The following is a 22,613-nucleotide window of genomic DNA, read 5'->3' as shown; positions in this document are numbered from 1 at the left end:
TTCCTCCGGCGGCATCAGTTGCGGCTTTCAGGTGCGGTGATGTCGCGAATGCCATCGCCCAGCAGATTCACAGCCAGCACCAACAAGAACAGCGCGGCACCGGGGATCACGACGAGGTAGGGTTTGAAATACATCATGGTCTTGCCCTCAGCGATCATCAGCCCCCAGGAGGCGGTCGGGGGCTGCACCCCCACACCGAGGAACGACAGCGACGCTTCGTGGATGATGACGACGGCCATTTCCAACGAGAACACAACGATGATCTGGTTAAAGAGGTTCGGCAGGATTTCGTAGAACAGGATCTGCCGGTCGGTGCTGCCGATCGAGCGCGCCGCCGCGACATACTCCAGCGATCTGATCTGCCGGGTCAGCGTCCGCGTGACCACCATGTAGTATTGCCAATGCAACACACCGAGCACGATCAACAGAGTCGTGACCGAAGAGCCAACAAAGAACACAAGCGCCATGGCCAGCAAGAGAGACGGTAGCGCCAGTTGGCAGGTCAGCAGAAAGGAGGCAGCCTGATCGACGCGCCCGCCCAGATAGCCCGCACTGAGACCGATGGTGACGCCAATCAGACATCCCAGTGTTGCAGCGCCAAAGCCTACGCCCATGGAAATGCGTGCACCGTAAATCAAGCGGCTCAGGTAATCGCGGCCGAGCGCGTCGGTGCCCAGGATATGCTCCCACGACCCGCTCTCTTGCCAGACGGGCGGCACCAGACGTTTGGCAAGGTCCTGAAGATAGGGATCATGCGGTGCAAAAAGCGGAGCGAAGATCGCGATCAATGAGAATGAGATCACGATAAATGCGCCGAACTTGAAGCCGAAGTGGCTTTTTGCCTTGCGGATCATCCGCTCTTTCGGCGTCAGGTCGATGATATCGTCGGCCATTGCAGCCACGGCGTTCGCTGTTGTTGTCATTGGTTCACTCCACACGCATGCGAGGATCAAGCCACGCGTTCAGGATGTCGCCCAGAACGGTCAGGACGATGAAGACGAGGGCAAAGAAGAAGACGAGCATTTGCACCGTCGGGATGTCGGCGCCGAGGATCGACTCGTAGGCCAGCCGGCCCAGGCCATTGAGCGCAAAGATCGTTTCGGTGATGACCGAGCCACCCAGCTTGTAGCCCAATTGGATCGCCAGAACGCTCACAACCGGCAAAAGCGCGTTGCGCAGCGCATGGCGGAACAAGATCTGGCTTGAACGAAACCCTTTGGCACGGGCAGTGCGAATATAGTCAGAGCCCAGCACCTCGATCATGCCGGTCCGTGTGAGGCGCAACACCTGGGGAACCGCGCTGGTGCCAAGAACGAAACAGGGCAGGATGAAGTGTTTCCAGGTGGAATCTCCCGAAACAGGAAAGATCGGAAACATAACGCCCAAAAGGATGATCAGGATCAGCCCGAGCCAGAAATTCGGAACGGCCTGAGCGGCGGTGCCGAAACTCAAGGCAAAGCGATCAAGCCAGCCATTTGGTTTCAGCGCGGCCAGAACACCCAGCGGAAGACCTACCAGAACAGTGACGCTGAGCGCGCCAAGGGCGAGGGTTATGGTAACCGGTGCGCGTTCGATCAGCAGATCGAATACCGGTTTTTTCCAGTAATAGCTGTCACCAAAGTCACCAACGAGAATGCTACCAAACCATTCGAAAAAGCGGACGTAAAGCGGACGGTCAAACCCGTATTGCACGCGGATTTGCTCGATAGCTTCTTGGGTGGCGTCTTCACCGGCAACCATAGCCGCAGGGTCGGCTGCCAGGTTCAGCATCAGGAAGGTCGCAAGCGACACGGTCAGCGCGACCGAAAGGCCAAGAGCCAGGCGCTTTAGTATGAATCTCAACATGGCAGGTGGTCCTGTAGGAAAGCAGGGATGCCGACCGGACGCAAAGAGAGGCGCCCGGTCAGGCTTGTGTGGTTACTTCCAGCTCAGCTCATTGAGCCGTGGCAGGCCGTCGGCCGGTGCCGCAAAATTCACATCCACGCTCTTCACGTAGTTTTGCGAATACTGGAAGATCGGAAGCAGGTAAGCCTCATCGGCGATCTTCTGCAGGGCCTTCGCATAGAGATCTGCGCGCTCGTCTTGATCGACAGTTTCCAGCGCAGCCTTGAACCAACCTTGAACCTCTGCGTCTTGGTGTAGGTTGCGGTTGGATCCTTCGACATAGTAGTTGGAAATCGCGCCCAGATCCGGCGTCGCATAAAAGCCCCAGGCGTTCTGGAATGCTTCAAGCTGACCTTCGGCGCGGGATTTGGACAACGCGGAAAGCTTTACGAAGTTGATATTCGCGATCACGCCGATTTCGGCCAGATCCGCGGCAACTGCTTCCATGATGGGGCGTTCGCGATAGGCGGTCAGGTCGAACTCAAAGCCGTCCGGGTAGCCCGCTTCAGCCAGCAAAGCCTTGGCCTTTTCGGGGTCATAATCGTATTCCGTGATCTCGACATCACAGCCGAACATGCCCGCGTTACAGGTCGAGTGAACAACGCGGCCCGAACCGCCGACGAGAAATTCAACGATTTCTTTCCGGTTTACCGCATGGTTGAGCGCCTGACGCACCAGCTTGTTGGTCATTGGGCCTTCCGCATCGCTGACACCTGCGGCGTCCAGCACCAGGAAGGCAACGCGCGTGGACACGCCGGATACATGATCCACCATGGGCAATCCGCCCAGATCTTTGGCCGTATCGTCAGGCACGTTGAAAGACCAGTTTACGCCCCCCGACAGCAATTCCGCCGTCACGGTGCCCCAGTCGGGAATCGGGCGCAGGACGATTTTCTCAATCGAACCGGCCGCCTTGGGTCCGCCAGTGTAGTATCCATCATAGCGCTCCAGCTGCACACCGGCGCCCATGGCAAATTCAGAAATCTTGTAAGGGCCGGTGCCGACGAAGTTCTGCGTCAGCGCATCAGGGTTGCCATCGCCATAGCTGCCTGCCTTGCGAGTGAGAACGAAGACGGCGATGTCACGCAGCATCAAAGGATAGGGTTGTTTGGCGGTGACGCGCACTGTGCGATCATCAATCGCGACAGCGCTCTCGAACCAACCACGGATAAAGGCGCCGCGTTTGGTCTTGGAGTCCGCATTGGCGATCCAGTCAAAGGAATAGACGATGTCTTCGACCATTACAGGCGAACCGTCATGGAATGTCAGGCCTTCGCGGAGTGTGAAATCGATGGTGCGATCATCGACCCAAGTATAGCTTTCCGCTAGTGCCCCTTCATACTCTCCGGTGTCGAGGTTCAGCTCGACCAGCTGATCCGAGGTCAGATAGGACAGGATCAGGTTCTCGCGCGACGTTGAGTAGAGACCGTCAAGCGTCTGAACTTCCTTGTTGAAAGCTGCGACCAGCGTGTCATTCGCCTTGTCGGCAAAACTGGGAAGCGCGGAGGAAAGCGCCAGCGCTGAGGCAAGCAGCATGGATCTGACGGACATATGGATTCTCCCTTTTGGGTTTTCTTGCACCTCATTAGAGCAACTCGGTTGCATCAGTCGAATGAATGATTAGTATCATTAATATGCACCAGAAGAATTTGAATGCCATCGATTTGAATCTCCTAAAGGTTTTTTCGGCTCTCGCGGCCGAACGAAGCGTAACCAAAGCCGCGAACTCTGTCGGATTAAGCCAACCCGCGGTCAGCCATGCGTTGCGGCGGTTGCGCGACCTGATGGATGATGAGTTGTTCATTCGATCGACCGACGGCATGCAACCGACCGAGCGCTGCCGTGAGCTGGCACCGGCCATAGACGCCAGCCTAAAGATGCTTCAGGACGCTATGACGGTGAAGGATGACAATGATCCGGCCAACCTGCGTGCAACTTATCGCTTGGGCATGAATGATCTGTTTTCAACGCTGCTTGTGCCTGGCCTCACTGCACGTGTTGCGAAACAGGCACCGAATGTTTCTTTGCGGTTTTTGCACTCGATGGCGATCAACCAGAACGTCGATGACGCCTACTCAGATTTGGAACGCGGAAGGATCGATCTCACGGTCATTCAGGATTTTGATACACCTTCGCGTTTTGATCGCGAACTTCTGGGTGCAAGTGAGTTTGTTTGCGTCGCTCGTGCAGGGCACCCGGTGTTTCAACCGGGTTTGAGCATGGAGCAATACACGTCGCTTGGTCACATCATGTTCACCACGCTGGACGCCGAATACAGCCGTATCGACGAAGCACTTTCAAAGATGGGGATTCGGCGGCGGATCGAACTTCGTGTGCCGCATTATTCCGCAGCACTCAGCGCAACGGCTCTGACCGATCTGGTCTACACCGTGCCGCGCATACTGGCTCAGCACGCCGAACAGGCTTTCGGACTGCAGGTATCGGAACTGCCCTTTGAAGCTCCGGTCAGGAAGATTTTTCAGGTTTGGCACAAAACCCGCACCAAGGACTTTGGACATCAATGGCTGCGAAACGTCGTTTCCGACGTTTCGCAGCTCTCAGGAATTGTGCCTTGATGGACTAAAGGCTGTGAGAGCGAGACTTGGGCCTGCCTACCTCTATTGCAGACGTCGGTGCATAAGCAGCGAATTCACACTTTGTCCCGCGTCCTGTCAGTTCATGCGCACTCCTGCGCAGGGCGGCTGTTGTGCCAGCGTGAGGGCGACCCTCGGGGATGCGATGTGGTGGGCCGCGTGGGCCTTGCGCCTGTCTGAAAACATCAAGGTCGCACATGGCAATGAGGAGTGCGTCGCCGGGATGCGCTATCCAGGCCGGCTCCCTGTGGCGCGCACGCCAGCACGCTGAGCCATGCAGAAAAGAAATATCTTCCTTGCAGAAATTGGTGCTTGATCGACTCGTGGTTTTGCCCGATATGCGCGCTTAAGACGCCAACGCACGCGCCTCTGTCGAAAGGGTTCAAAGCCCTAGGGTTACGTAGCGACGGTAACGTCTCTGATGGAACTGAGCGGTCATATATGGCCGGGTCTTTTGGAGATGACCATGACAGTATTCGTGACCGGGCCTGCGGCCCGCGACGACGTGACTTTTGTCCCCCGCCACCTGCAGTATATCGCAAACACCCGGTTCGAGCGCCCGACGCTTGTGATCGACAGCGAAGCCGTGGCGCGCCAGTACATGGGTCTTGCCCGGGGTCTGGGGCGTGCGCGTATTCACTACGCGGTCAAGGCCAACCCGGCGCCTGAAATCCTGCGCCGTCTCTGCGCGTTGGGGTCGAATTTCGATGCCGCCAGCCGCGCCGAGATCGAAATGTGCCGCGCCGCCGGCGCCTCTGCTGCGCGCATCACTTTTGGCAATACCATCAAGAAACCCGCCGACATCGCTTTTGCGCATGCGCTGGGGATCACTCATTTTGCGGCGGATGCGGTCGAGGAGCTGGAAAAGCTCGCCGAACACGCGCCGGGCGCCCATGTCTGCATTCGCATCCTCGTAGAGGCCTCCTCGGCCGATTGGCCGCTCAGCCGCAAGTTCGGCTGCGCGCCGGATATGGCGGTGGGTCTGATGGATCGCTGCGTGGCGCTTGGCCTGGTCCCGCATGGCCTGTCGTTTCATGTGGGTTCTCAAACCCGCAAGCCCGAGATGTGGGAGCCGATCCTCGATCAGGTTGCCGACGTCTGGCAGGCGGCGCGTGCGGCGGGGCATGATCTCAAGCTTCTGAACATCGGGGGCGGTTTCCCGGCTGGCTACCGTGATGCCGTGATGGCGCCGCAGGACTACGCCTCTGAGGTGATGAAACGCGTGAATGCCCGTTTCCCGGATGCGGCCGAAGTGATGGCAGAACCCGGTCGTGGTCTGGTGGCCGAAGCCGGCGCAATCGCCGCCGAGGTCATGCTGGTATCGCGTAAGCACGACAGCGATCTTCATCGTTGGGTCTATCTCGACATTGGCAAGTTCTCCGGCCTTGCGGAAACCATGGACGAGGCGATCCGCTACAAGATCACCACCGACCGCGATCATGAAACCATGGGCGCCTGTGTGCTGGCAGGCCCGTCCTGCGACAGCGCCGATGTGCTCTATGAAAAACAACCCGTTCAGCTGCCGCTGGGGCTGACGTCGGGCGACCGTGTGGTGATCCACTCTTGTGGGGCCTACACCACCACCTATGCCTCGATCGGGTTCAACGGCTTCCCGCCGCTGGATGTCGTGGTGCTCTGATCTCAGCATTTTGATTTGGCTTGATAAAAAACCGCGCCTGGATGCTCTCTGGGCGCGGGTCATCTGTTTGACAGCCCCGGGGTGCAGCCGCTTAATGGCCGGGAAAACCCGCAGGGAGTGCGCCAAACCATGACCGATACAGATTTCCCCATCCCCGCAGACGCAGAAACCCGCCGCGCTGTGCCGCCTGTCATCTGCTACCCCAACGAGACGCTTCCGAAGCCGGATCTGGATCTTTATCGCGCGGCGCGCCAAGGCGCTGAAAAGATTGCAGAGGTCACGGTACCCCCGCGCGAGGCGGCCACGTTTGAGGTGGGCGCGGGGCAGTTTTTCCGGATCTCCTCTATTGAGGGGCCGCAGGTTGGGGACCTCAACCTCTGGAACCGCCACGACATTTCTGAGCGGTTCTTTTCCGGCAAGACCCGGGCGCTGCACGGAACACATGTTACCACCGCAGAGCGGCTCTGGTCGAACCTGCCTTATATGCGCCCTATGGCGACGATCATCGCCGACACGCTGGAGTGGTACGGGATTGATGCCTATGGCGGATCGGTACATGACGTGATTGGCACCCGTTGCGACCCCTATACTGGCAACCTGTTGCAGGGGAGCCAGTATCACCATTGCTGCCATTCCAACCTCACCCGCGCGCTGGCGGATCACCTGGGGCTCTCGCTCGAAGAAGCAGAGCCACATGTGCATGATGTGCTGAATGTCTTTATGTGTACGGGGTTTACCCGCGACACCGGTCAGTATTTCATGAAGGCAAGCCCCGTGCGTCCGGGGGATTATCTGGAGTTCTTTGCCGAGATTGATCTCTTGGGCGCCATGAGCGCCTGCCCCGGAGGTGACTGCTCTGCCGAACATTCAAGCGATACGGCGGCCTGTTATCCGATGCTGGTCGAGGTGTTTGCGCCCAGGGACGGTGCGCTTCAGGGCTGGAAGAGCCCGGCGCTCAATGGTTACGACCGCAGCCACGGCCGCTGAGCAGGTTAGGACGGCGCCACAAGGGCGCCTGCCGCTCGTGGCCAACAAAAAGGACCGCCCTCGCAAGAGGAGCGGCCCTTTTGTGGGCGTTGCCGTGCCCGGATCAATGTCAGCCACCGCTCTGGGGCGGGGTAGAACATCGTGTCAGCCGCCCCCAAAAAGGAGGCTGCCGTTATGCAAACGCTGCAGAAAGGGCGATTTCCACCATCTCTCCAAAACTGCGTTCGCGTTCTTCCGACGGGAGGGCCTCGCCGGTCTGCAGGTGGTCGGAAACGGTCAGAACCGCAAGGGCGCGGCGTCCGTAGCGAGCGGCAAGCGTATAAAGCTCGGCCGCTTCCATCTCCACGCCAAGAACACCATGGCGGACCATCTGTTCGTTGAGATCAGGGCGTTCGTCATAGAAGGTGTCAGAGGAGTAGATCCCGCCCACATGCGGTGACAGACCCTGTGCCTCGGCTGCGGTGACCGCGTTGCGCAGCAGGGTCCAGTCCGCGGTCGGCGCGAAATTCACATCCCTGAAAATCGTGCGCGACGGCGTGCTCACACTGGTTGCCGACATCGCAATGATCACATCGCGGACCTTGACGTGGGGCTGCATGCCCCCACAGGACCCGATGCGGATCAAGGTCTGGGCGTCGAAGTCCCGGATCAGCTCATTGGCATAGATCGACAGGGATGGCATCCCCATGCCGCTGCCTTGGATCGAGACCCGATGGCCGTTCCACATGCCCGTATAGCCCAGCATGCCGCGGACCTCATTGACGAGGCGCACGTCACTTAGAAATGTCTCCGCTGCCCATTTGGCGCGATAGGGATCGCCGGGAAGCAGGACGGTTTCGGCGAAATCATCTTTTTGAGAGCCAATATGCACAGTCACTGAAACGCGCCTTTCGTATCAAATTTCCAGATCGGATATATCGACACCATTGCTCAGGGCAGTATGGACCCAATGCGGTTTGCGGCCACGGCCTGTCCACGTTTCGTCCGGATTTTCGGGATTACGGTATTTCGGGCTGGCTTTTGATTTCCGCGCAGCACCCTTTGCCGGGCCAGAGAGGACTTCGTCGAGAGAGAAGCCATATTCAGCGGCAGCCTGTTCGGCGGCTTTCAGAGCCTCGGTGCGTTCGCGCAGTTCAGCATCTTTCAGTGCCTTTTCAACGTCTTTGCGCAACTGAAGCAGGTCCTTTCGGGACATTTTGTTCAGGTCGATGGACATAAGTTTTACTCCGTAGAATTTAGCCACGACAAAAGATCGGGCTATTGCACTTAATGCCCCAATTCTCGGTGCAGATCAGCACCTAATTTGCATCTTTGTCGTTTTTTGGCGGAATTCGTCTTAGTGGAATTAAACTGATGTGTTTGTTTTTGCGAGCTCGACGATATCTTTCATGATTGAATTCAACTCAAAATTCTTTGGTGTGTAGACCTTGGAGACGCCCATATCGAGAAGCATATTTGCGTCTTCCTCAGGGATAATTCCCCCCACAACAACAGGGACATTTTCCAATCCGGCGGCGCGCAACTGGGCCAATGTATCTTCGACCAATGGCAAATGACTACCCGAGAGAATGGAGAGACCGATCACATGGGCCGAGTCGCGCTGCGCGCTTTGGACCAGTTCCTGAGGGGTGAGGCGGATGCCGTCATAGGTGATGTCCATGCCACAGTCGCGGGCGCGAAAGGCAATCTGCTCGGCGCCGTTGGAATGGCCATCCAGTCCGGGCTTGCCCACCACAAACTTGAGCCGCCGCCCCAGCTGGTCGGACGCCGCATTGACCGCCTCGCGCAGATCGTCCAGCCCATCTGTCTTGTTGGACATCGAGGCCGAGACGCCAGTGGGACCACGATAGGTGCCGTAGGCCTTGCGCATCTCTTCGGCCCATTCCCCGGTGGTGACGCCTGCGCGGGCGGCCTTGATTGAGGCTGGCATGATATTGGTGCCATCGCGTGCGGCGGCGCGCAGACCCTCAAGCGCAGCGGCCACCGCCGCGTCATCGCGGCTGGCGCGCCATGCATTGAGCCGGGCGATCTGCTCGGCCTCGACGGCGGGATCAACGGTCATGATGCCGCCATCCTCGGTCTGAAGCGGCGAGGGCTCGCCCTCGGTCCATTTGTTGACGCCGACCACCACGGTCTCGCCCGCCTCGATGCGATTGAGACGTTCGGCGTTGGAGTCCACGAGGCGGGACTTCATATATTCAATGGAGGCCACAGCGCCGCCCATACCTTCCAGCGTGGCAAGCTCGGCGCGCGCGCCCTCTTTCAACACCTCAACCTTGGCGTCCACCACCGGGTTGCCATCAAAGAGGTCGCCGTATTCCAACAGATCGGTCTCATAGGCGAGGATCTGTTGCATCCGCATCGACCATTGCTGATCCCATGGGCGCGGCAGGCCAAGCGCCTCGTTCCAGGCCGGAAGCTGCACCGCACGGGCGCGGGCCTTTTTTGAAAGCGTCACGGCGAGCATTTCGATCAGGATGCGATAGACGTTGTTTTCCGGCTGCTGCTCGGTCAGCCCCAGCGAGTTCACCTGCACGCCATAGCGAAAGCGGCGGAATTTGGGGTCCTCGACGCTATAGCGGGTCCGGCAGATCTCGTCCCAGAGGTCGACAAAGGCGCGCATCTTGCACATCTCTGTCACAAAGCGGATGCCTGCGTTCACAAAGAAGGAGATGCGTCCGACCATCGCCGGGAAGTCCTCGGCGGGCACGCGCGGTTTCAGCTCGTCCAGCACCGCCTGCGCGGTGGCCAGAGCAAACGCAAGCTCCTGCTCGGGCGTCGCGCCCGCTTCTTGCAGGTGGTAGGAACAGACGTTCATCGGGTTCCACTTGGGAACATTCTGATAGCAGTATTCCGCCACATCCGCGATCATCTTGAGGCTCGGGGCCGGAGGGCAGATATAGGTGCCGCGGCTGAGGTATTCCTTGATCAGGTCGTTTTGCACCGTGCCCTGAAGTTTTGATACGTCTGCGCCCTGTTCTTCGGCCACCGCGATATAGAGGCTCAGGAGCCAGGGCGCGGTGGCGTTGATGGTCATCGATGTGTTCATCTGTTCGAGCGGGATCTGATCAAACAGCGCCCGCATGTCGCCCAGATGCCCCACCGGCACGCCAACCTTGCCCACTTCGCCGCGCGCTAGGACGTGATCGCTGTCGTAGCCGGTCTGAGTCGGCAGATCAAAAGCCACCGAGAGCCCGGTCTGCCCCTTGGCGAGATTCGCGCGATAAAGCGCGTTGGACGCCGCGGCGGTGGAATGGCCCGCATAGGTGCGGATCAGCCAGGGCCGATCCCGATTGGGGGCTTCGGAGCGATCTTTCTGCGCGAGCGACATGGCGGGCCTCGTGAATCATCAGATGGGTAATAAAGTTACTCGATGAGGATCTAAACTGGAATTATGCTACCTTGTCAATTCGCCGCGTTGCGGCAATTGCTGCGCTGCGCCTTTTGCATCCGCAGAAGAGGCGCGGTTCCGGTTGTGCCGAGGGGCGGGCGCGGTAAGACTGCGGCTATGACGCAGACCGTGGAACTTCCTCTTTGGGCCTTTGTGCTGATCCTGCTGTTTGCAGCGGTGACATTTGCCTCGCATTTCCTGTTCCCTTCGGTGCGCTGGTTCTTTCGTCGCCGGCTGGAGCGCGCGGTGGCGCGGCTCAATCAACGGCTGGAGCGCCCGATCGAGCCCTTCAAGCTGGCGCGGCGCTACGACATGATCCAGCGGCTGATCTATGATCCGCAGGTGGCGCAGGCGGTGTCGGATCACGCGGCGGCGAAGGGCATTCCGGAAAACGTCGCCTTTGAGGAGGCGCGGCGCTCTGCGCGCGAGATCGTGCCGTCGTTTTCGGCCTTCACCTATTTCAGCTTTGCGATCCGGGCGGCGCGGCTCCTGTCGAATGCGATCTACCGTGTGCGTCTGGGCAGTTATGACGAGGGCCTGCTGAAGGCGATTGACCGGGACTCTACCGTGGTTTTTGTGATGAACCACCGGTCCAACATGGATTATGTGCTGGTGACCTATCTGGTCGCCAAACGCTCGGCCCTGTCCTATGCGGTGGGCGAATGGGCGCGGGTCTGGCCGCTCAGCCGCCTGATCCGCGCGATGGGGGCCTATTTCATCCGGCGCAAATCCCAAAACGCGCTCTACCGGGCGGTGCTGGCGGCCTATGTACGGCTGGCCACGCGCGCCGGCGTGACGCAGGCGATGTTTCCCGAAGGGGGCCTCAGCCTCACCGGGGTGATGGCGCCGCCCAAACATGGGTTGCTGAAATACATCGTCGAGGGCAGCGCCGAGGTGGGCAAGGACGTTGTCTTTGTACCGGTGGCGCTGAATTATGACCGGGTGTTGGAAGACAAGATCCTGATCCGGGCCGCGCAGACCGGGGACCGGCGGTTCCGGGCGCGGATCGGCGCGGTGATGGTGCGGCTGCTGCGCCAGTTTTGGCTCTGGATCACCGGGCGCTATCAACACGCCGGGCAGGCGGCAGTCAGCTTTGGCCGGCCGCTCAGCGTGAGCGAGCTGCCCACTGGCGCCGGTGAAGACCGCGCGCGCCTGCTGTCGACGGAGCTGATGCGCCGCATCGGCGAGGTTATCCCAGTGCTGCCGGTGCCCATGGTGAGCTATCTTCTGTTGCAACGGGGCGCGATGAGCGAGGCCGCTTTGGTGCAGGCGCTGCGCGAAACGGTGGCTTCCATGCCCCTTGCGGCCATCCATATGCCGGAACACGCCCACGGCGCAGCCGTCCAGAGTGCGATCCTGCAGATGCGCCGTCGCAAGCTCATTCGCACCTCGGGGGGAATGATCACGCCCGAGCGCAGCCAGACGGATATGCTGCGGTATTATGCCAATTCCATCGCTCACCTTGTGCCCGTCGCGCTCGAACCCCCGCCGGACTCGGAGGCGATTTCTGCACCTGCAAAAGATTATTCTGCATCCGCGGGGTCATAAAATTACAAAATACGTATGATTGGGGTTGCAATATTACCTTCCCGTCCGTACTCCTTTGGAAGACGGCGCGATTCTGCGCTGCAGAACAAACGCGCTACGAGAGATCGAGACCAAGGGAGGCCGGCATGGCTCTGGACACGCAGGACAGCATGATGACCTACGATGCACCGCAGAAAGACCTCTATGAAATGGGGGAAATCCCCCCGATGGGCTATGTGCCCAAGAAGATGTACGCCTGGGCCATCCGCAAGGAGCGCCATGGAGAGCCTGATACTGCGATGCAGCAGGAAGTGGTCGATGTGCCGACGCTCGACAGCAACGAGGTGCTGGTTCTGGTGATGGCGGCCGGTGTGAACTACAACGGTGTCTGGGCCGCACTTGGCCAGCCGATCAGCCCCTTTGACGGCCACAAGGCCCCCTATCATATCGCGGGCTCGGATGCGTCGGGCATCGTTTGGGCCGTTGGCGACAAGGTAAAGCGCTGGAAAGTTGGCGATGAAGTGGTGATCCACTGCAACCAGGACGATGGCGACGATGAGGAATGCAACGGCGGCGATCCGATGTATTCAAACAGCCAGCGCATCTGGGGCTATGAGACGCCGGATGGATCCTTTGCCCAGTTCACCAACGTACAGGCCCAGCAGTTGATGCCGCGCCCCAAGCATCTCACCTGGGAAGAAAGCGCCTGCTACACGCTGACGCTTGCGACCGCCTACCGGATGCTGTTCGGCCATGAGCCGCATGACCTGAAGCCGGGCCAGAACGTGTTGGTCTGGGGCGCGTCGGGCGGGCTTGGGTCCTATGCGATCCAGCTCATCAATACCGCGGGGGCCAACGCGATCGGGGTGATCTCGGACGAAAGCAAACGCGAGTTTGTGATGAGCCTGGGGGCCAAAGGCGTGCTCAACCGCAAGGATTTCAACTGCTGGGGGCAGCTTCCGACCGTGAACACGCCGGAATATGCCGAGTGGTTCAAGGAAGCGCGCAAGTTCGGCAAGGCGATCTGGGATATCACCGGCAAGGGCAACAACGTCGATATGGTGTTTGAGCACCCTGGTCAGGCGACCTTTCCGGTGTCGACGTTTGTTGTGAAAAAAGGCGGCATGGTGGTGATCTGCGCGGGCACATCCGGGTTCAACTGCACCTTTGACGTGCGCTACATGTGGATGCATCAAAAGCGCCTTCAGGGCAGCCATTTTGCCCATCTGAAGCAGGCCTCGGCGGCCAACAAGCTGATGATCGAACGTCGCCTTGACCCTTGCATGTCCGAGGTGTTCAGCTGGGCGGATCTGCCTGAGGCGCATATGAAAATGCTGCGCAACGAGCATAAGCCCGGCAATATGTCGGTGCTGGTGCAGGCGCCCAAAACCGGTCTGCGCACCCTTGGCGAGGTGCTCGACGCCTGAATTCACGCATGTCGCGACAGAGCTTCCTGACTGAAACATCCGCCTTTCGGGGCGGGTGTTTTTTTAACGCCCGTTTTGCCCCCCCTTTTGCGTGCTTGTGTCATCTGCATGACGAGGCGCGCGAGACGCAGGTGTGGCGCAAGTATCGAAAACACTCGGATGAAGACGTGTCCGATCATCCACAACCCTTGATAGAATTCATTTTGTCGATAGCATTTATCGTAGATCAGGGTGGATTCATTTTCTTTGTAAACTATATTGATAAACAGATATGAAATTCCTTTTTCCAAGAGGGGGGTCGTTGGGCTTTCGGCCATGCCCTTTCGATGCGTTCGAATAGAGACACGAAACCAGAGCAGAGCGGACATGTACTGGGTTTGAAGACCAAGGGTGGCGAACACCCGATTTACAAACCTGTCCAGCATCGTCTGACATCAAGGCCAGACAGTATTGCGAGTTGAAATGGTACGACGTCACAGTTTTAACGCCATCCTTGAGTTGATCGAAAGCTCCGCAAATCTCGAGGAGATTGGCGAAGTTCTTGCCCAGTTCCGCAATCTTGTTGACCTCGATCATGTGAGCTACCGATGGGTCGATCGCAGCGGCAGTGTCAGCGGCTGCTCGACCCTGCCGACAGCCTGGCAGGACCGTTATTCTGCCATGAGCTATCATCGCATCGATCCGGTTGTAATCGGTTGCTATACCGCATTTCATCCGGTCGATTGGCGCGATCTGGACTGGTCTGCGCGTCTTGCGTCGGCCTATCGCAAGGACTCCATAGCCTTTGGGGTCGGCAATCAGGGCTATAGCGTTCCGGTGCGCGGGCCAGCCGGGCAATATGCCATCCTGAGCATCACAAAATCCTGCGAAGGCGAGGTTTGGGATAAATTCACCCAGAAACACAGCCGCGACCTGATCCTGTTGGCGCATTATGTCAATCGCCGCGCGCTGGAGTTCGAGGTGAGCTATTACCCAACCCCGGAGCAGCCGCTCTCCATGCGCGAGTCCGAGGCACTCAGCCTCTTGGCCGAAGGCATGAGCCGCGCGCGCGCCGCCGAGGCGATGGCGATTTCCGAACACACGCTTCGGGTCTATATCGAGGGTGCGCGCAGCAAGTTGCAGGCTCAGAACACCACGCATGCGGTGGCGCGCGCGGTGACAATGGGGCTGATTGCAACCTGATCCCACTGGTGCGCGCGTGCGCCCAGTTGTAATGTCGCGCCATGACACAGGCTCCTTCCTCAGCGCCCGCGCTGCAATTCTCTGATGATCAGGCGCAAGCCTTTGATTCCCTTTCCGAACAGCTGCGCAAAGCCGGGGTTGATCTGGGTGAGGATCTGCTGCATCCGCCGCGTGGAGAAACCGGCGTCAGCGCAGTGATCGGCAAGGCCGGATCGGGCAAGACCTTGTTGCTATCGGAGTTCTACAAAGCCCTGGCCGCCGCCGGTGTCGAAGTGGTGTCGGGTGATTACGAGAGCCGCAAAAAGGGCGAGAAACGCACGCTGGCGATCCTCGCACCAACCAACAAGGCCGCCAGCGTCCTGCGCCTGCGCGGTGTGCCGGCGACGACCATTCACCGCATTCTCTACACGCCGGTGTATGACCCGGAATATGAGCGCATCGCCGAGTGGCTGGCGGGAGAGGGCGACCGGCCCGAGATCGAGGGGCTGAGCGACGAGGCGCTGGCGCGCGCCGAAGCCTTTTACGCCACCAATAAATCCATACCTGGCGCACTGGCGGCGGCGGGTTTGCGGGGATCGGACTTTATCACCGGCTGGAAACGGCGCGAAGAGCCTCTGGACATTGGTTTTGTCGATGAGGCCTCGATGCTGGACGATCGCCAGTTCGAAGACCTGAAGGAGATTTTCCCGACGCTTGTGCTGTTTGGGGATCCGGCGCAGTTGGCGCCCGTGAACCAATCGGGTTCGATGGTGTTTGACGACCTGCCCGAAGAGCGCAAGCTGATCCTCAATCGCATTCACCGCCAAGAAGCCGACAACCCGATCCTCGATCTGGCGCATGCGCTGGCGGACCCGCAGATGGGGTTTGAGGATTTTGAGCGCATGGTCGAGGAAAAGGCGCGTCAGGACGAACGTGTGGTCTGGGGCCAGCGGGTCGAGGTGGATCTGATGGCGCGCTCGCCGGTTCTGGTCTGGCGCAACAACACCCGCATCCGGCTCATCAACGCGTTTCGGGCCGTGCATGGCGCGCCAGAGGATCAGCTTCTTGAGGGGGAGCCACTGATCTGCGACGGGCTGGAGCTTCCGCTCAAACACCGCAAGAAGCGGCTCGATCTGGAAGCGCGCGGACTCATCAAGGGGGCGCAGGTCATCTACCTCGGTCCCGGGCGCAAGCCTGGGTTTTCGCGCCTGCATGTGATGGGCGCTGAAGATCCGCAGGTCTCGGCCGCCTCGATCGTGAAGATCGAAAAACCCGAGGAAGAGGAGCCTTTTATTCCCTTTGCCGCGCGCATGGGGGCGACGTTTTTACACGGTGCGGCGGTTACGATCCACAAGGCGCAAGGCAGCCAATGGGAAACGGCGCAGGTCTTTGCGCCCGACATCTATGCGGCAGCGCGGATGGGGCGGGTCGAGGCGGGCCAGCCCCTGTGGAAACGGCTGGCCTATGTGGCGATCACCCGCGCACAGGAACGGCTGATCTGGGTGGTGCGCAACCGGTTGGCCAAACCTACGGGGCCGCTGCCGGTCGAGGATCTGAAGCAAGTGGCGGCGCCCACACTGACATTGGAAGCACAGGACGCGGAGGCCTCTTTATGACAAAATCCATTCTCGTCACCGGCGCGAGTTCCGGTATCGGCCGGGCGGTCGCGGAGCTGTTCTTGGCGGAGGGCTGGATGGTCGGTCTCTTGGCACGGCGCGTGGAGAAACTGGCGGAGGTCGCCGAGGGTCAACGCTGTGCCGTGGTGCTGCCTGCAGATGTGACCGACCCCGCCGCCGTAGAGGCTGCATTTGATCGCTTCTGCACCGAGGCAGGGCGGATCGATGTCTTGTTCAACAATGCGGGGATTTTCACCCCGCCGGGCACCATCGATGAAATCGCGCTGGAGGATTGGTTTGCGGCGGTGAATGTGAACCTCAACGGGATGTTCCTGAGCGCGCGGGCCGCATTTGCCCGCATGCGCCATCAAACCCCGCGGGGGGGACGGATCATCAACAATGGCTCCATCGCCGCCCATGTGCCGCGCCCGGGCACCGTGCCTTATGCGGCGACAAAGGCTGCGATCACCGGGCTTACCAAATCGCTGTCTCTGGATGGGCGGGCCTATGACATTGCCTGTGGGCAGATCGATATCGGCAATGCCCGCACGCCGATGGTTGCAGATCTGGCGCAGCGCATGGCCGAGGCCAATCCCGAGGCGCCGCCGATGGACTCCTTTGACGTGGGCGATGCGGCGCGATCAGTGCTGCATATGGCGGAGTTGCCACTGGAGGCCAATGTGCAGTTCATGACCGTGATGGCGACCAAGATGCCCTATATCGGGCGCGGCTGACCTCTGGTGTGAATCCGGGGCGGGGAGGCTCCCGCCCATTTGCCCTGCGCCTTGTGGCACATGGCCTCTGGTTGGGCCGGGCGCCGCGCTGACGCGCGGCGCGGTTGCGTCCGCCTCAGCGTGCGCGCAGGAGCTGGAACCCGGCCGCCGCGCCCCAGCCCGAGACCACCGCGATCACAAGTGCCAGTAGGCCGTAAATTGCAGGCTGTTCGCGCGACAGGTTGAACAGGAACCGCTCCATCCCGACCTTGTTGACCTCGATCACCGTCTCGTATTGCGACACCACCCGCCCGGCGCGGGTGAGGAAAATCCGGGTCCGGTAGTGGCCTTCGATCAGGTCTGCCGGCATGCGCAACGCAGTGCGGAACAGGGTCTGTTCGTCCACTGCAACGGTGTTTTCCTGCAAGGAGTAGAGCCCCTTTTCCTCGCGGATCCGCATCAACGCGTCTGTAAAGCTCTGCGCGCCCTCGACCGTTGCCCCCACGGATCGGATGGCACGGTTGATGGAGATCTTGTGGCGTAGATCTTCTGTGTCACTGAGGGCCTCGGAAAACGGGGCTGAGGTGGCGACGGCATAAAAGCTCGGCGCGGAGTCGACGGTGACGGCCTCGGTATTGACCCAGATGCCCAACTCGCGGTCCTTGCGGCGCACCAGCACGGTTTCGCTTGGACCTGCGACGGTGACGACCACCTCAAGCGGGGCTTCGGTGGCGATGGGGCTTTCGCGTTTCACAGCGCCAAAGATCAGGATTTCCGAGCCATCAAAGGTCGCGGTGATGGCGACACGATCCTGACTGAGGCCGAGCACCACCTCTTCGGCAGTGGCGGCCAAAGCAGAGAGCGTGGCACATATCGTAAAGGAGATCAGACGCAGAAGGGACATCAGCGGACCTCCCGGAGCGGGCTGAGCGAGTACAGCTCGCTTGGTTCCAACAGGAGATCCAGCGCCAGCTTGCCGCAGACAAGGAGCACCAAGAGCGCAAGAAGAATGCGCAGTTGTTCGGCCTTGAGGAGCATGCCGATGCGGGTACCAAATTGCGCGCCCACCACGCCGCCGATCAGCAGAAGGACTGCGAGCACGATGTCGACGGTCTGGTTGGTGACCGCGTGCATCATGGTGGTGGCTGCGGTCACGGTGATGATCTGGAACAGCGAGGTGCCGACCACAACCTTGGTTGGCATGCCCAAGAGGTAGATCATCGCAGGCACCATGATGAAGCCGCCACCGACCCCCATGATCGCGGTGAGCATCCCCACAAAGAGCCCGACGGCGACAGGTGGGAGCACAGAGATATAGAGCCCGGACGTGCGAAAGCGCATCTTGAAGGGCAGGCTATGAACCCAGCCGCGCTGGCGGCGTTTGGGCGCGCCGCCGCGTTTGGATTTGCGCAGGGCGTTTACGCTCTCGATGAACATGAGACCGCCGACTATCCCGAGGAAAACCACATAGCAGAGCGTCACAAAGAGATCGATTTGCCCCAGCGACTTCAGATAATTGAAAATCGCAACGCCTAATCCCGCGCCGATGAGACCCCCGAGTTGCAGCACGGCTCCCATCTTGAGGTCTACGGTGCGGCGACGCAGATGTGCCAGAACGCCAGACACCGAAGAGGCCACGATCTGATTGGCGCCAGTGGCCACGGCAACCGCTGGCGGGATGCCGATAAAGAACAAAAGCGGCGTCAGAAGGAACCCGCCGCCGACCCCAAACATGCCGGACAGCACCCCAACCATGCCACCCAGTCCCAGAATCAGGAACGCATTCACGGCCACTTCGGCGATGGGGAGGTAAATATTCATATCCCTGGGGCGTCTTCTGCTGGCGGATGGGCATGGGCATGCTGCAACGCGGCACCCCATGGGACGGAGTTGCATTGACCATAGAACAGGCTGATTTTGAAAGCGACCGCCCAGAGCCGAAAAAACACCCCCGCGCTCAGGACTGAGGCGGGGGTGCTACAGGATGACTGAAAGGATGTGCTTTGGACAGAAGCCTTTAGCGTTCCTTTACATAGGGCTGACCCCCGGCGCGCGGCGGGATTGCCTTGCCGACAAAACCAGCAAGGATCACAACGGTCAGCACATAGGGCAGGGCATCCATGACCTGCACCGGGATCGAAACCCCGCCAAGCTGGATGCTCTGGAACCGCAGAGCGACCGCTTGCAACAGACCAAACAGCAGACAGGCGCCAAGCGCGTGCCAGGGGCGCCATTTGGCAAAGATCAGCGCGGCCAGCGCGATATATCCCCGCCCGGAGGTCATTTCCTTGACAAAGCCCGCCTGCAGGCCGGTGGCGAGATAGGCCCCGGCGATACCGCAGAGCACGCCCGCGATGCCAATGGCGGCAAAGCGCAGGCTGCGCACCGACACACCTGCGGTGTCGACGGCGGCCGGGTTTTCCCCCACCGCGCGCAGGCGCAGGCCAAACCGCGTGCGAAACAGAACCCACCACGTCAGCGGCACCATCAGGACGGCCACATAAACCAGAATGGAATGACCGGAGATCAACTCGGACCAGATCTGCTGGATCACATTGGCTTCGGCGATCATTTCGCTCAGGGGGCGCCCGGCGGCCTCGGCGTCCGAAGGGCCGATGGCAAAGGGCAGTTCAATCCCGTTGAAACGACCTTCGGTCAAGAGCGACGGCGTGCGGCCCCCCTGGCGGAACCAGCTTTCGGCGATCAATACGGTCAGGCCGGAGGCGAGGAAGTTGAGCGCTACACCCGAGATCAGCTGATTGCCCCGGAAGGTGATCGAGGCCAGTCCATGCAGCCCCGAGAGCAGCAGCGACGCGCCAATCCCGGCCAGAAGGCCCAGCCAGACGTTGCCGGTAACGGCCGCAACCGCAGCGGAGAAAAACGCCGCCATCAGCATCTTGCCCTCAAGGCCGATGTCGAAAATGCCTGCGCGTTCGGAGAAGAGACCCGCAAGACAGGCCAGCAGTAGCGGGGTCGCCATGCGAACGGTGCTGTCAAACACCTGAATGAGTGTCAGGAAATCCATCAGGCGTTCTCCTTCCGGAAGGCGAGGAAGATCTTTTCAATCGGCATGCGGACCATATTGTCGAGCGCACCGGTAAAGAGGATCACAAGCGCCTGAATCACCACGATCAGCTCGGAGGGGATATTGGTCCAGAGCGCGAGCTCTGCGCCGCCTTGATAGAGGAACCCAAAGAGGATCGCCGCGAGGAAGACCCCAAACGGGTGGTTGCGCCCCATCAGGGCCACCGCAATACCGATAAAGCCAGCGCCTTCGGTGGCGTTCAGCACCAGGCGCTCAGCCTCGCCCATGACGTTGTTGGTGGCCATCAAGCCGCAGAGCGCGCCGGAGATCAGCATGGTGATCATGACGGTGCGCACCGGCGAGATGCCCGCATAGACGGCGCCGCGCTCGGATTTGCCGAGGGCGCGGATTTCGTGGCCCAGCGGCGTATGCCAGATGAGGCCCCAGACGACGATACAGGCGGCAATGCCCACAAAGAGCGTGACATTGGCGGGAGCGGATTTGGAGAACTCGATGCCGATGGGCGCGAGGATCTCGTGCAGAGAAGGCAGCTGAGCGCTTTCTGGGAATTTCGCGGTGGAAGGGTCCATCGCGCCCTTGGGTTTCAGGGCATTCACCAGCATGTAGTTGAGCACCGCCGCAGCGATGAAGTTGAACATGATGGTGGTGATCACGATGTGACTGCCGCGTTTGGCCTGCAGATAGGCGGGGATCGCTGCCCAGGCGGCGCCAAAGATCCCGGCGCCCAAGGCTGCAAAGATCAGCGCAATCGACCAATGCGGGAAGGGAATATAGAGGCAGACAAGCGCAAGACCCAGTCCGCCAATCATCGCCTGACCCTCGCCGCCGATGTTGAAGAGCCCCGCATGGGCGGCCACCGCCACCGCAAGCCCGGTAAAGAGGAAGTTGGTGGCGTAATAGAGCGTGTAGCCCCAGCCATAGGTGGATCCCAGCGCGCCATTCACCATGAGGTTCAGCGCCTCGATCGGGCTTTCTCCGATCAAGAGGATCACGATTGCGGAAATCACTGCGGCCAACAGGAGGCTGATCAGAGGGATCAGCACCACATCGGCCCATTTAGGCATCTTTTCCATTTACGCGGCCTCCCCCGCGACGCCGGCCATCAACAGGCCGAGTTCTTTCTCATCGGTCTGATCCGCGGGACGCTCGCCCATGATCTTACCGTCAAACATCACCGCAACCCGGTCGCTGAGCGACAGGATTTCCTCAAGCTCTACCGAGACCAGCAGGATCGCCTTGCCTTGGTCGCGCAGCTCTACGATCTGCTGGTGGATAAATTCGATCGCACCAATATCGACCCCGCGCGTCGGCTGGCCGATTAGCAGCAGGTCGGGGTTGCGCTCGATTTCACGGGCCACAACGATTTTCTGCTGGTTGCCACCGGAAAAGCTCTTGGCCGCGAGCCAGGGGTTCGGCGGGCGGACATCGAATTTCTCCATCTTGGCTTCGGTGTCGGCGCGCAGGCGCGCGTTGTCCAGAAGCAGGCCCTTTTTATAGATGTCCTCGCGGTGATAGCCGAAGGCGACGTTTTCCCAAGCGTGGAAATCCATAATCAGGCCTTCGCGCTGGCGATCCTCGGGGACATGCGCGATACCGGCGTGGCGGCGCGCGCGCGCATCCGAGCCCTTGCCCGAGAGCGGCAGCGGCTGGCCGTTGACGCGAATATTGCCGGTGCCTTCGCGCATGCCGCCCAGAACCTCCAGGAGTTCGGATTGGCCGTTGCCCGCAACGCCCGCAATGCCGAGGATCTCGCCTGCGCGCACGGTGAGGTCAATGTCCTTCACGCGCTGCACACCGGCACTGTCCACAACCGAGAGTTTCTCGATCTCGAGGATGGGCTTGCCGGGGGTGGCGGGGACTTTATCGACGCGCAACAACACCTTACGGCCCACCATCAGCTCTGCAAGCTGTTCGGGGCTGCTTTCGGCGGTCTTTACGGTGGCGGTCATCTGGCCACGGCGCATCACCGAAACGGTATCGGTATATTCCATGATTTCACGCAGTTTATGCGTGATCAGGATGATGGTTTTTCCTTCCGAACGCAGCCGGTCGAGAATGCGAAACAGCTGATCCGCCTCGGCCGGGGTCAGCACCCCGGTGGGTTCGTCCAGAATGAGGATCTCTGCCTTGCGGTAGAGGGCTTTCAGGATCTCTACCCGCTGCTGCATGCCAACGCCGATTTCGTCGATGCGTTTGTCGGGATCAACATAGAGCTCGTATTCTTCCTCAAGCTCCTTGAGCTCCTTGCGGGCCCGAGAGAGCGAGGGCATCAGCAGGCCGGAATCCTCGGCGCCAAGCACGATGTTTTCAAGGACGGTGAAATTCTCGACCAGTTTGAAATGCTGGAACACCATGCCGATCCCTGCGGCGATGGCGGCCTGACTGTCGGGGATCTCGGTCTTTTGACCCTTGATCCAGATCTCGCCTTTGTCGGCCTTGTAAAACCCATAAAGAATGCTCATCAGCGTGGATTTGCCCGCGCCGTTTTCCCCGATGATCCCATGGATCGTGCCGGGCTGAACGCTGATGGAAATGTCCTTGTTCGCCTGGACGGGGCCAAAGGCCTTCGAGATGCCTTTGAGTTCGATTGCTGGTGCCGTCATCGCGGTTCCCCTGTCATCTCATCGC

General features: G+C 60.1%; 20 protein-coding genes. 8 read left to right on the top strand and 12 right to left on the bottom strand.

Features of this window, described 5'->3' with window-relative positions:
- Positions 1–14: 14 nt before the first annotated feature.
- From TM1040_RS00955 to TM1040_RS00945, 3 genes are all read right to left on the bottom strand, one after another.
- Positions 15–923, bottom strand: a complete 909-nt coding sequence (locus tag TM1040_RS00955; RefSeq protein WP_011536734.1) for an ABC transporter permease — start codon at positions 921–923, stop codon at positions 15–17.
- A 4-nt stretch (positions 924–927) separates the two neighbouring features.
- Complete coding sequence (locus TM1040_RS00950; RefSeq protein ID WP_011536733.1) at positions 928–1,845, bottom strand: ABC transporter permease; 918 nt, start codon at positions 1,843–1,845, stop codon at positions 928–930.
- A 72-nt stretch (positions 1,846–1,917) separates the two neighbouring features.
- Positions 1,918–3,435, bottom strand: a complete 1,518-nt coding sequence (locus tag TM1040_RS00945) for an ABC transporter substrate-binding protein (protein ID WP_011536732.1) — start codon at positions 3,433–3,435, stop codon at positions 1,918–1,920.
- A 65-nt stretch (positions 3,436–3,500) separates the two neighbouring features.
- Between TM1040_RS00945 and TM1040_RS00940 the strand changes: the two genes are divergently transcribed.
- The 3 genes from TM1040_RS00940 (at position 3,501) to TM1040_RS00930 (ending at position 7,104) form a co-directional block, all read left to right on the top strand.
- Positions 3,501–4,460 (top strand): LysR family transcriptional regulator, encoded by a 960-nt coding sequence (locus TM1040_RS00940; protein ID WP_011536731.1) that lies wholly within the window; start codon positions 3,501–3,503, stop codon positions 4,458–4,460.
- Positions 4,461–4,944: 484 nt separating this feature from the next.
- A complete protein-coding gene (locus TM1040_RS00935; RefSeq protein WP_011536730.1) occupies positions 4,945–6,117 on the top strand; it encodes a type III PLP-dependent enzyme in 1,173 nt (390 codons plus the stop codon).
- Positions 6,118–6,246: 129 nt separating this feature from the next.
- Entirely contained in the window at positions 6,247–7,104 is an 858-nt protein-coding gene (locus TM1040_RS00930; RefSeq protein ID WP_011536729.1) for an urea carboxylase-associated family protein, read from the top strand.
- 172 nt (positions 7,105–7,276) lie between these two features.
- On the opposite strand, the gene deoD is transcribed toward TM1040_RS00930, so the two are convergent.
- The 3 genes from deoD to TM1040_RS00915 all read right to left on the bottom strand — a co-directional run bounded on the left by deoD (position 7,277) and on the right by TM1040_RS00915 (position 10,435).
- Positions 7,277–7,981 carry a purine-nucleoside phosphorylase gene (deoD, locus tag TM1040_RS00925; RefSeq protein ID WP_011536728.1) on the bottom strand — a complete coding sequence of 235 codons (705 nt, stop codon included), beginning with the start codon at positions 7,979–7,981 and terminating at the stop codon, positions 7,277–7,279.
- 18 nt (positions 7,982–7,999) lie between these two features.
- The gene (locus TM1040_RS00920) at positions 8,000–8,320 is read right to left on the bottom strand and encodes an H-NS family nucleoid-associated regulatory protein (protein WP_011536727.1); all 321 of its coding nucleotides are present in this window, start codon (positions 8,318–8,320) and stop codon (positions 8,000–8,002) included.
- Between the two features lie 129 nt (positions 8,321–8,449).
- A complete protein-coding gene (locus tag TM1040_RS00915) occupies positions 8,450–10,435 on the bottom strand; it encodes a protein meaA (protein WP_011536726.1) in 1,986 nt (661 codons plus the stop codon).
- A 177-nt stretch (positions 10,436–10,612) separates the two neighbouring features.
- Here TM1040_RS00915 and TM1040_RS00910 point away from each other — a divergent pair, with 177 nt between their 5' ends.
- Together TM1040_RS00910 and ccrA are read left to right on the top strand one after the other, a co-directional pair.
- Positions 10,613–12,043, top strand: a complete 1,431-nt coding sequence (locus TM1040_RS00910; protein WP_011536725.1) for a 1-acyl-sn-glycerol-3-phosphate acyltransferase — start codon at positions 10,613–10,615, stop codon at positions 12,041–12,043.
- A 125-nt stretch (positions 12,044–12,168) separates the two neighbouring features.
- Positions 12,169–13,449, top strand: coding sequence for a crotonyl-CoA carboxylase/reductase (ccrA, locus tag TM1040_RS00905; RefSeq protein WP_011536724.1), 1,281 nt, complete (start codon positions 12,169–12,171; stop codon positions 13,447–13,449).
- 2 nt (positions 13,450–13,451) lie between these two features.
- Here the strand turns inward: ccrA and TM1040_RS00900 are convergent, their stop codons facing one another.
- The gene (locus tag TM1040_RS00900) at positions 13,452–13,874 is read right to left on the bottom strand and encodes a hypothetical protein (protein ID WP_011536723.1); all 423 of its coding nucleotides are present in this window, start codon (positions 13,872–13,874) and stop codon (positions 13,452–13,454) included.
- Between the two features lie 37 nt (positions 13,875–13,911).
- On the opposite strand from TM1040_RS00900, the gene TM1040_RS00895 reads away from it, so the two are divergent.
- From TM1040_RS00895 to TM1040_RS00885, 3 genes are read left to right on the top strand one after another with little or no spacing between them, the layout of a single operon-like run.
- Positions 13,912–14,631: a helix-turn-helix transcriptional regulator gene (locus tag TM1040_RS00895; RefSeq protein ID WP_011536722.1), complete on the top strand. Its 720-nt coding sequence runs from the start codon at positions 13,912–13,914 to the stop codon at positions 14,629–14,631.
- A 41-nt stretch (positions 14,632–14,672) separates the two neighbouring features.
- Positions 14,673–16,226, top strand: a complete 1,554-nt coding sequence (locus TM1040_RS00890) for an AAA family ATPase (RefSeq protein ID WP_011536721.1) — start codon at positions 14,673–14,675, stop codon at positions 16,224–16,226.
- Positions 16,223–16,960 (top strand): SDR family oxidoreductase, encoded by a 738-nt coding sequence (locus tag TM1040_RS00885; RefSeq protein WP_011536720.1) that lies wholly within the window; start codon positions 16,223–16,225, stop codon positions 16,958–16,960. Before TM1040_RS00890 ends, TM1040_RS00885 begins: the two co-directional genes overlap by 4 nt.
- Before the next feature lie 115 nt (positions 16,961–17,075).
- Here TM1040_RS00885 and TM1040_RS00880 read toward each other — a convergent pair whose 3' ends face one another.
- From TM1040_RS00880 to TM1040_RS00860, 5 genes are all read right to left on the bottom strand, one after another.
- Positions 17,076–17,843: a TIGR02186 family protein gene (locus TM1040_RS00880; RefSeq protein WP_011536719.1), complete on the bottom strand. Its 768-nt coding sequence runs from the start codon at positions 17,841–17,843 to the stop codon at positions 17,076–17,078.
- On the bottom strand, positions 17,843–18,760 hold the full coding sequence (locus tag TM1040_RS00875) for a sulfite exporter TauE/SafE family protein (protein ID WP_044026430.1): 918 nt from the start codon (positions 18,758–18,760) through the stop codon (positions 17,843–17,845). The genes TM1040_RS00880 and TM1040_RS00875 overlap by 1 nt, the downstream gene beginning before the upstream one ends.
- Positions 18,761–18,956: 196 nt before the next feature.
- Positions 18,957–19,964: an ABC transporter permease gene (locus TM1040_RS00870; protein ID WP_011536717.1), complete on the bottom strand. Its 1,008-nt coding sequence runs from the start codon at positions 19,962–19,964 to the stop codon at positions 18,957–18,959.
- Entirely contained in the window at positions 19,964–21,058 is a 1,095-nt protein-coding gene (locus TM1040_RS00865) for an ABC transporter permease (RefSeq protein ID WP_011536716.1), read from the bottom strand. Before TM1040_RS00865 ends, TM1040_RS00870 begins: the two co-directional genes overlap by 1 nt.
- Positions 21,059–22,588 (bottom strand): ABC transporter ATP-binding protein, encoded by a 1,530-nt coding sequence (locus tag TM1040_RS00860; RefSeq protein WP_011536715.1) that lies wholly within the window; start codon positions 22,586–22,588, stop codon positions 21,059–21,061.
- Positions 22,589–22,613 lie beyond the last annotated feature (25 nt).

The organism is Ruegeria sp. TM1040, from assembly GCF_000014065.1.
Classification (GTDB): Bacteria; Pseudomonadota; Alphaproteobacteria; order Rhodobacterales; family Rhodobacteraceae; genus Epibacterium.
The sequence above is the reverse complement of the archived record's forward strand: the minus strand, read 5'-3'. Positions and strand labels throughout refer to the sequence as shown.

Bases quoted from the DNA above. Each gene is read 5' to 3' on its own strand.
- ccrA (WP_011536724.1), top strand. From the start codon at position 12,169: ATGGCTCTGGACACGCAGGACAGCATGATGACCTACGATGCACCGCAG.
- TM1040_RS00885 (WP_011536720.1), top strand. From the start codon at position 16,223: ATGACAAAATCCATTCTCGTCACCGGCGCGAGTTCCGGTATCGGCCGG.
- TM1040_RS00880 (WP_011536719.1), bottom strand. From the start codon at position 17,843: ATGTCCCTTCTGCGTCTGATCTCCTTTACGATATGTGCCACGCTCTCT.
- TM1040_RS00870 (WP_011536717.1), bottom strand. From the start codon at position 19,964: ATGGATTTCCTGACACTCATTCAGGTGTTTGACAGCACCGTTCGCATG.
- TM1040_RS00915 (WP_011536726.1), bottom strand. From the start codon at position 10,435: ATGTCGCTCGCGCAGAAAGATCGCTCCGAAGCCCCCAATCGGGATCGG.
- TM1040_RS00865 (WP_011536716.1), bottom strand. From the start codon at position 21,058: ATGGAAAAGATGCCTAAATGGGCCGATGTGGTGCTGATCCCTCTGATC.
- TM1040_RS00955 (WP_011536734.1), bottom strand. From the start codon at position 923: ATGACAACAACAGCGAACGCCGTGGCTGCAATGGCCGACGATATCATC.
- TM1040_RS00875 (WP_044026430.1), bottom strand. From the start codon at position 18,760: ATGAATATTTACCTCCCCATCGCCGAAGTGGCCGTGAATGCGTTCCTG.
- TM1040_RS00900 (WP_011536723.1), bottom strand. From the start codon at position 13,874: ATGCTGGACAGGTTTGTAAATCGGGTGTTCGCCACCCTTGGTCTTCAA.
- TM1040_RS00910 (WP_011536725.1), top strand. From the start codon at position 10,613: ATGACGCAGACCGTGGAACTTCCTCTTTGGGCCTTTGTGCTGATCCTG.
- TM1040_RS00920 (WP_011536727.1), bottom strand. From the start codon at position 8,320: ATGTCCATCGACCTGAACAAAATGTCCCGAAAGGACCTGCTTCAGTTG.
- TM1040_RS00940 (WP_011536731.1), top strand. From the start codon at position 3,501: ATGATTAGTATCATTAATATGCACCAGAAGAATTTGAATGCCATCGAT.
- TM1040_RS00890 (WP_011536721.1), top strand. From the start codon at position 14,673: ATGACACAGGCTCCTTCCTCAGCGCCCGCGCTGCAATTCTCTGATGAT.
- TM1040_RS00950 (WP_011536733.1), bottom strand. From the start codon at position 1,845: ATGTTGAGATTCATACTAAAGCGCCTGGCTCTTGGCCTTTCGGTCGCG.
- TM1040_RS00895 (WP_011536722.1), top strand. From the start codon at position 13,912: ATGGTACGACGTCACAGTTTTAACGCCATCCTTGAGTTGATCGAAAGC.
- TM1040_RS00860 (WP_011536715.1), bottom strand. From the start codon at position 22,588: ATGACGGCACCAGCAATCGAACTCAAAGGCATCTCGAAGGCCTTTGGC.
- TM1040_RS00935 (WP_011536730.1), top strand. From the start codon at position 4,945: ATGACAGTATTCGTGACCGGGCCTGCGGCCCGCGACGACGTGACTTTT.
- TM1040_RS00945 (WP_011536732.1), bottom strand. From the start codon at position 3,435: ATGTCCGTCAGATCCATGCTGCTTGCCTCAGCGCTGGCGCTTTCCTCC.
- TM1040_RS00930 (WP_011536729.1), top strand. From the start codon at position 6,247: ATGACCGATACAGATTTCCCCATCCCCGCAGACGCAGAAACCCGCCGC.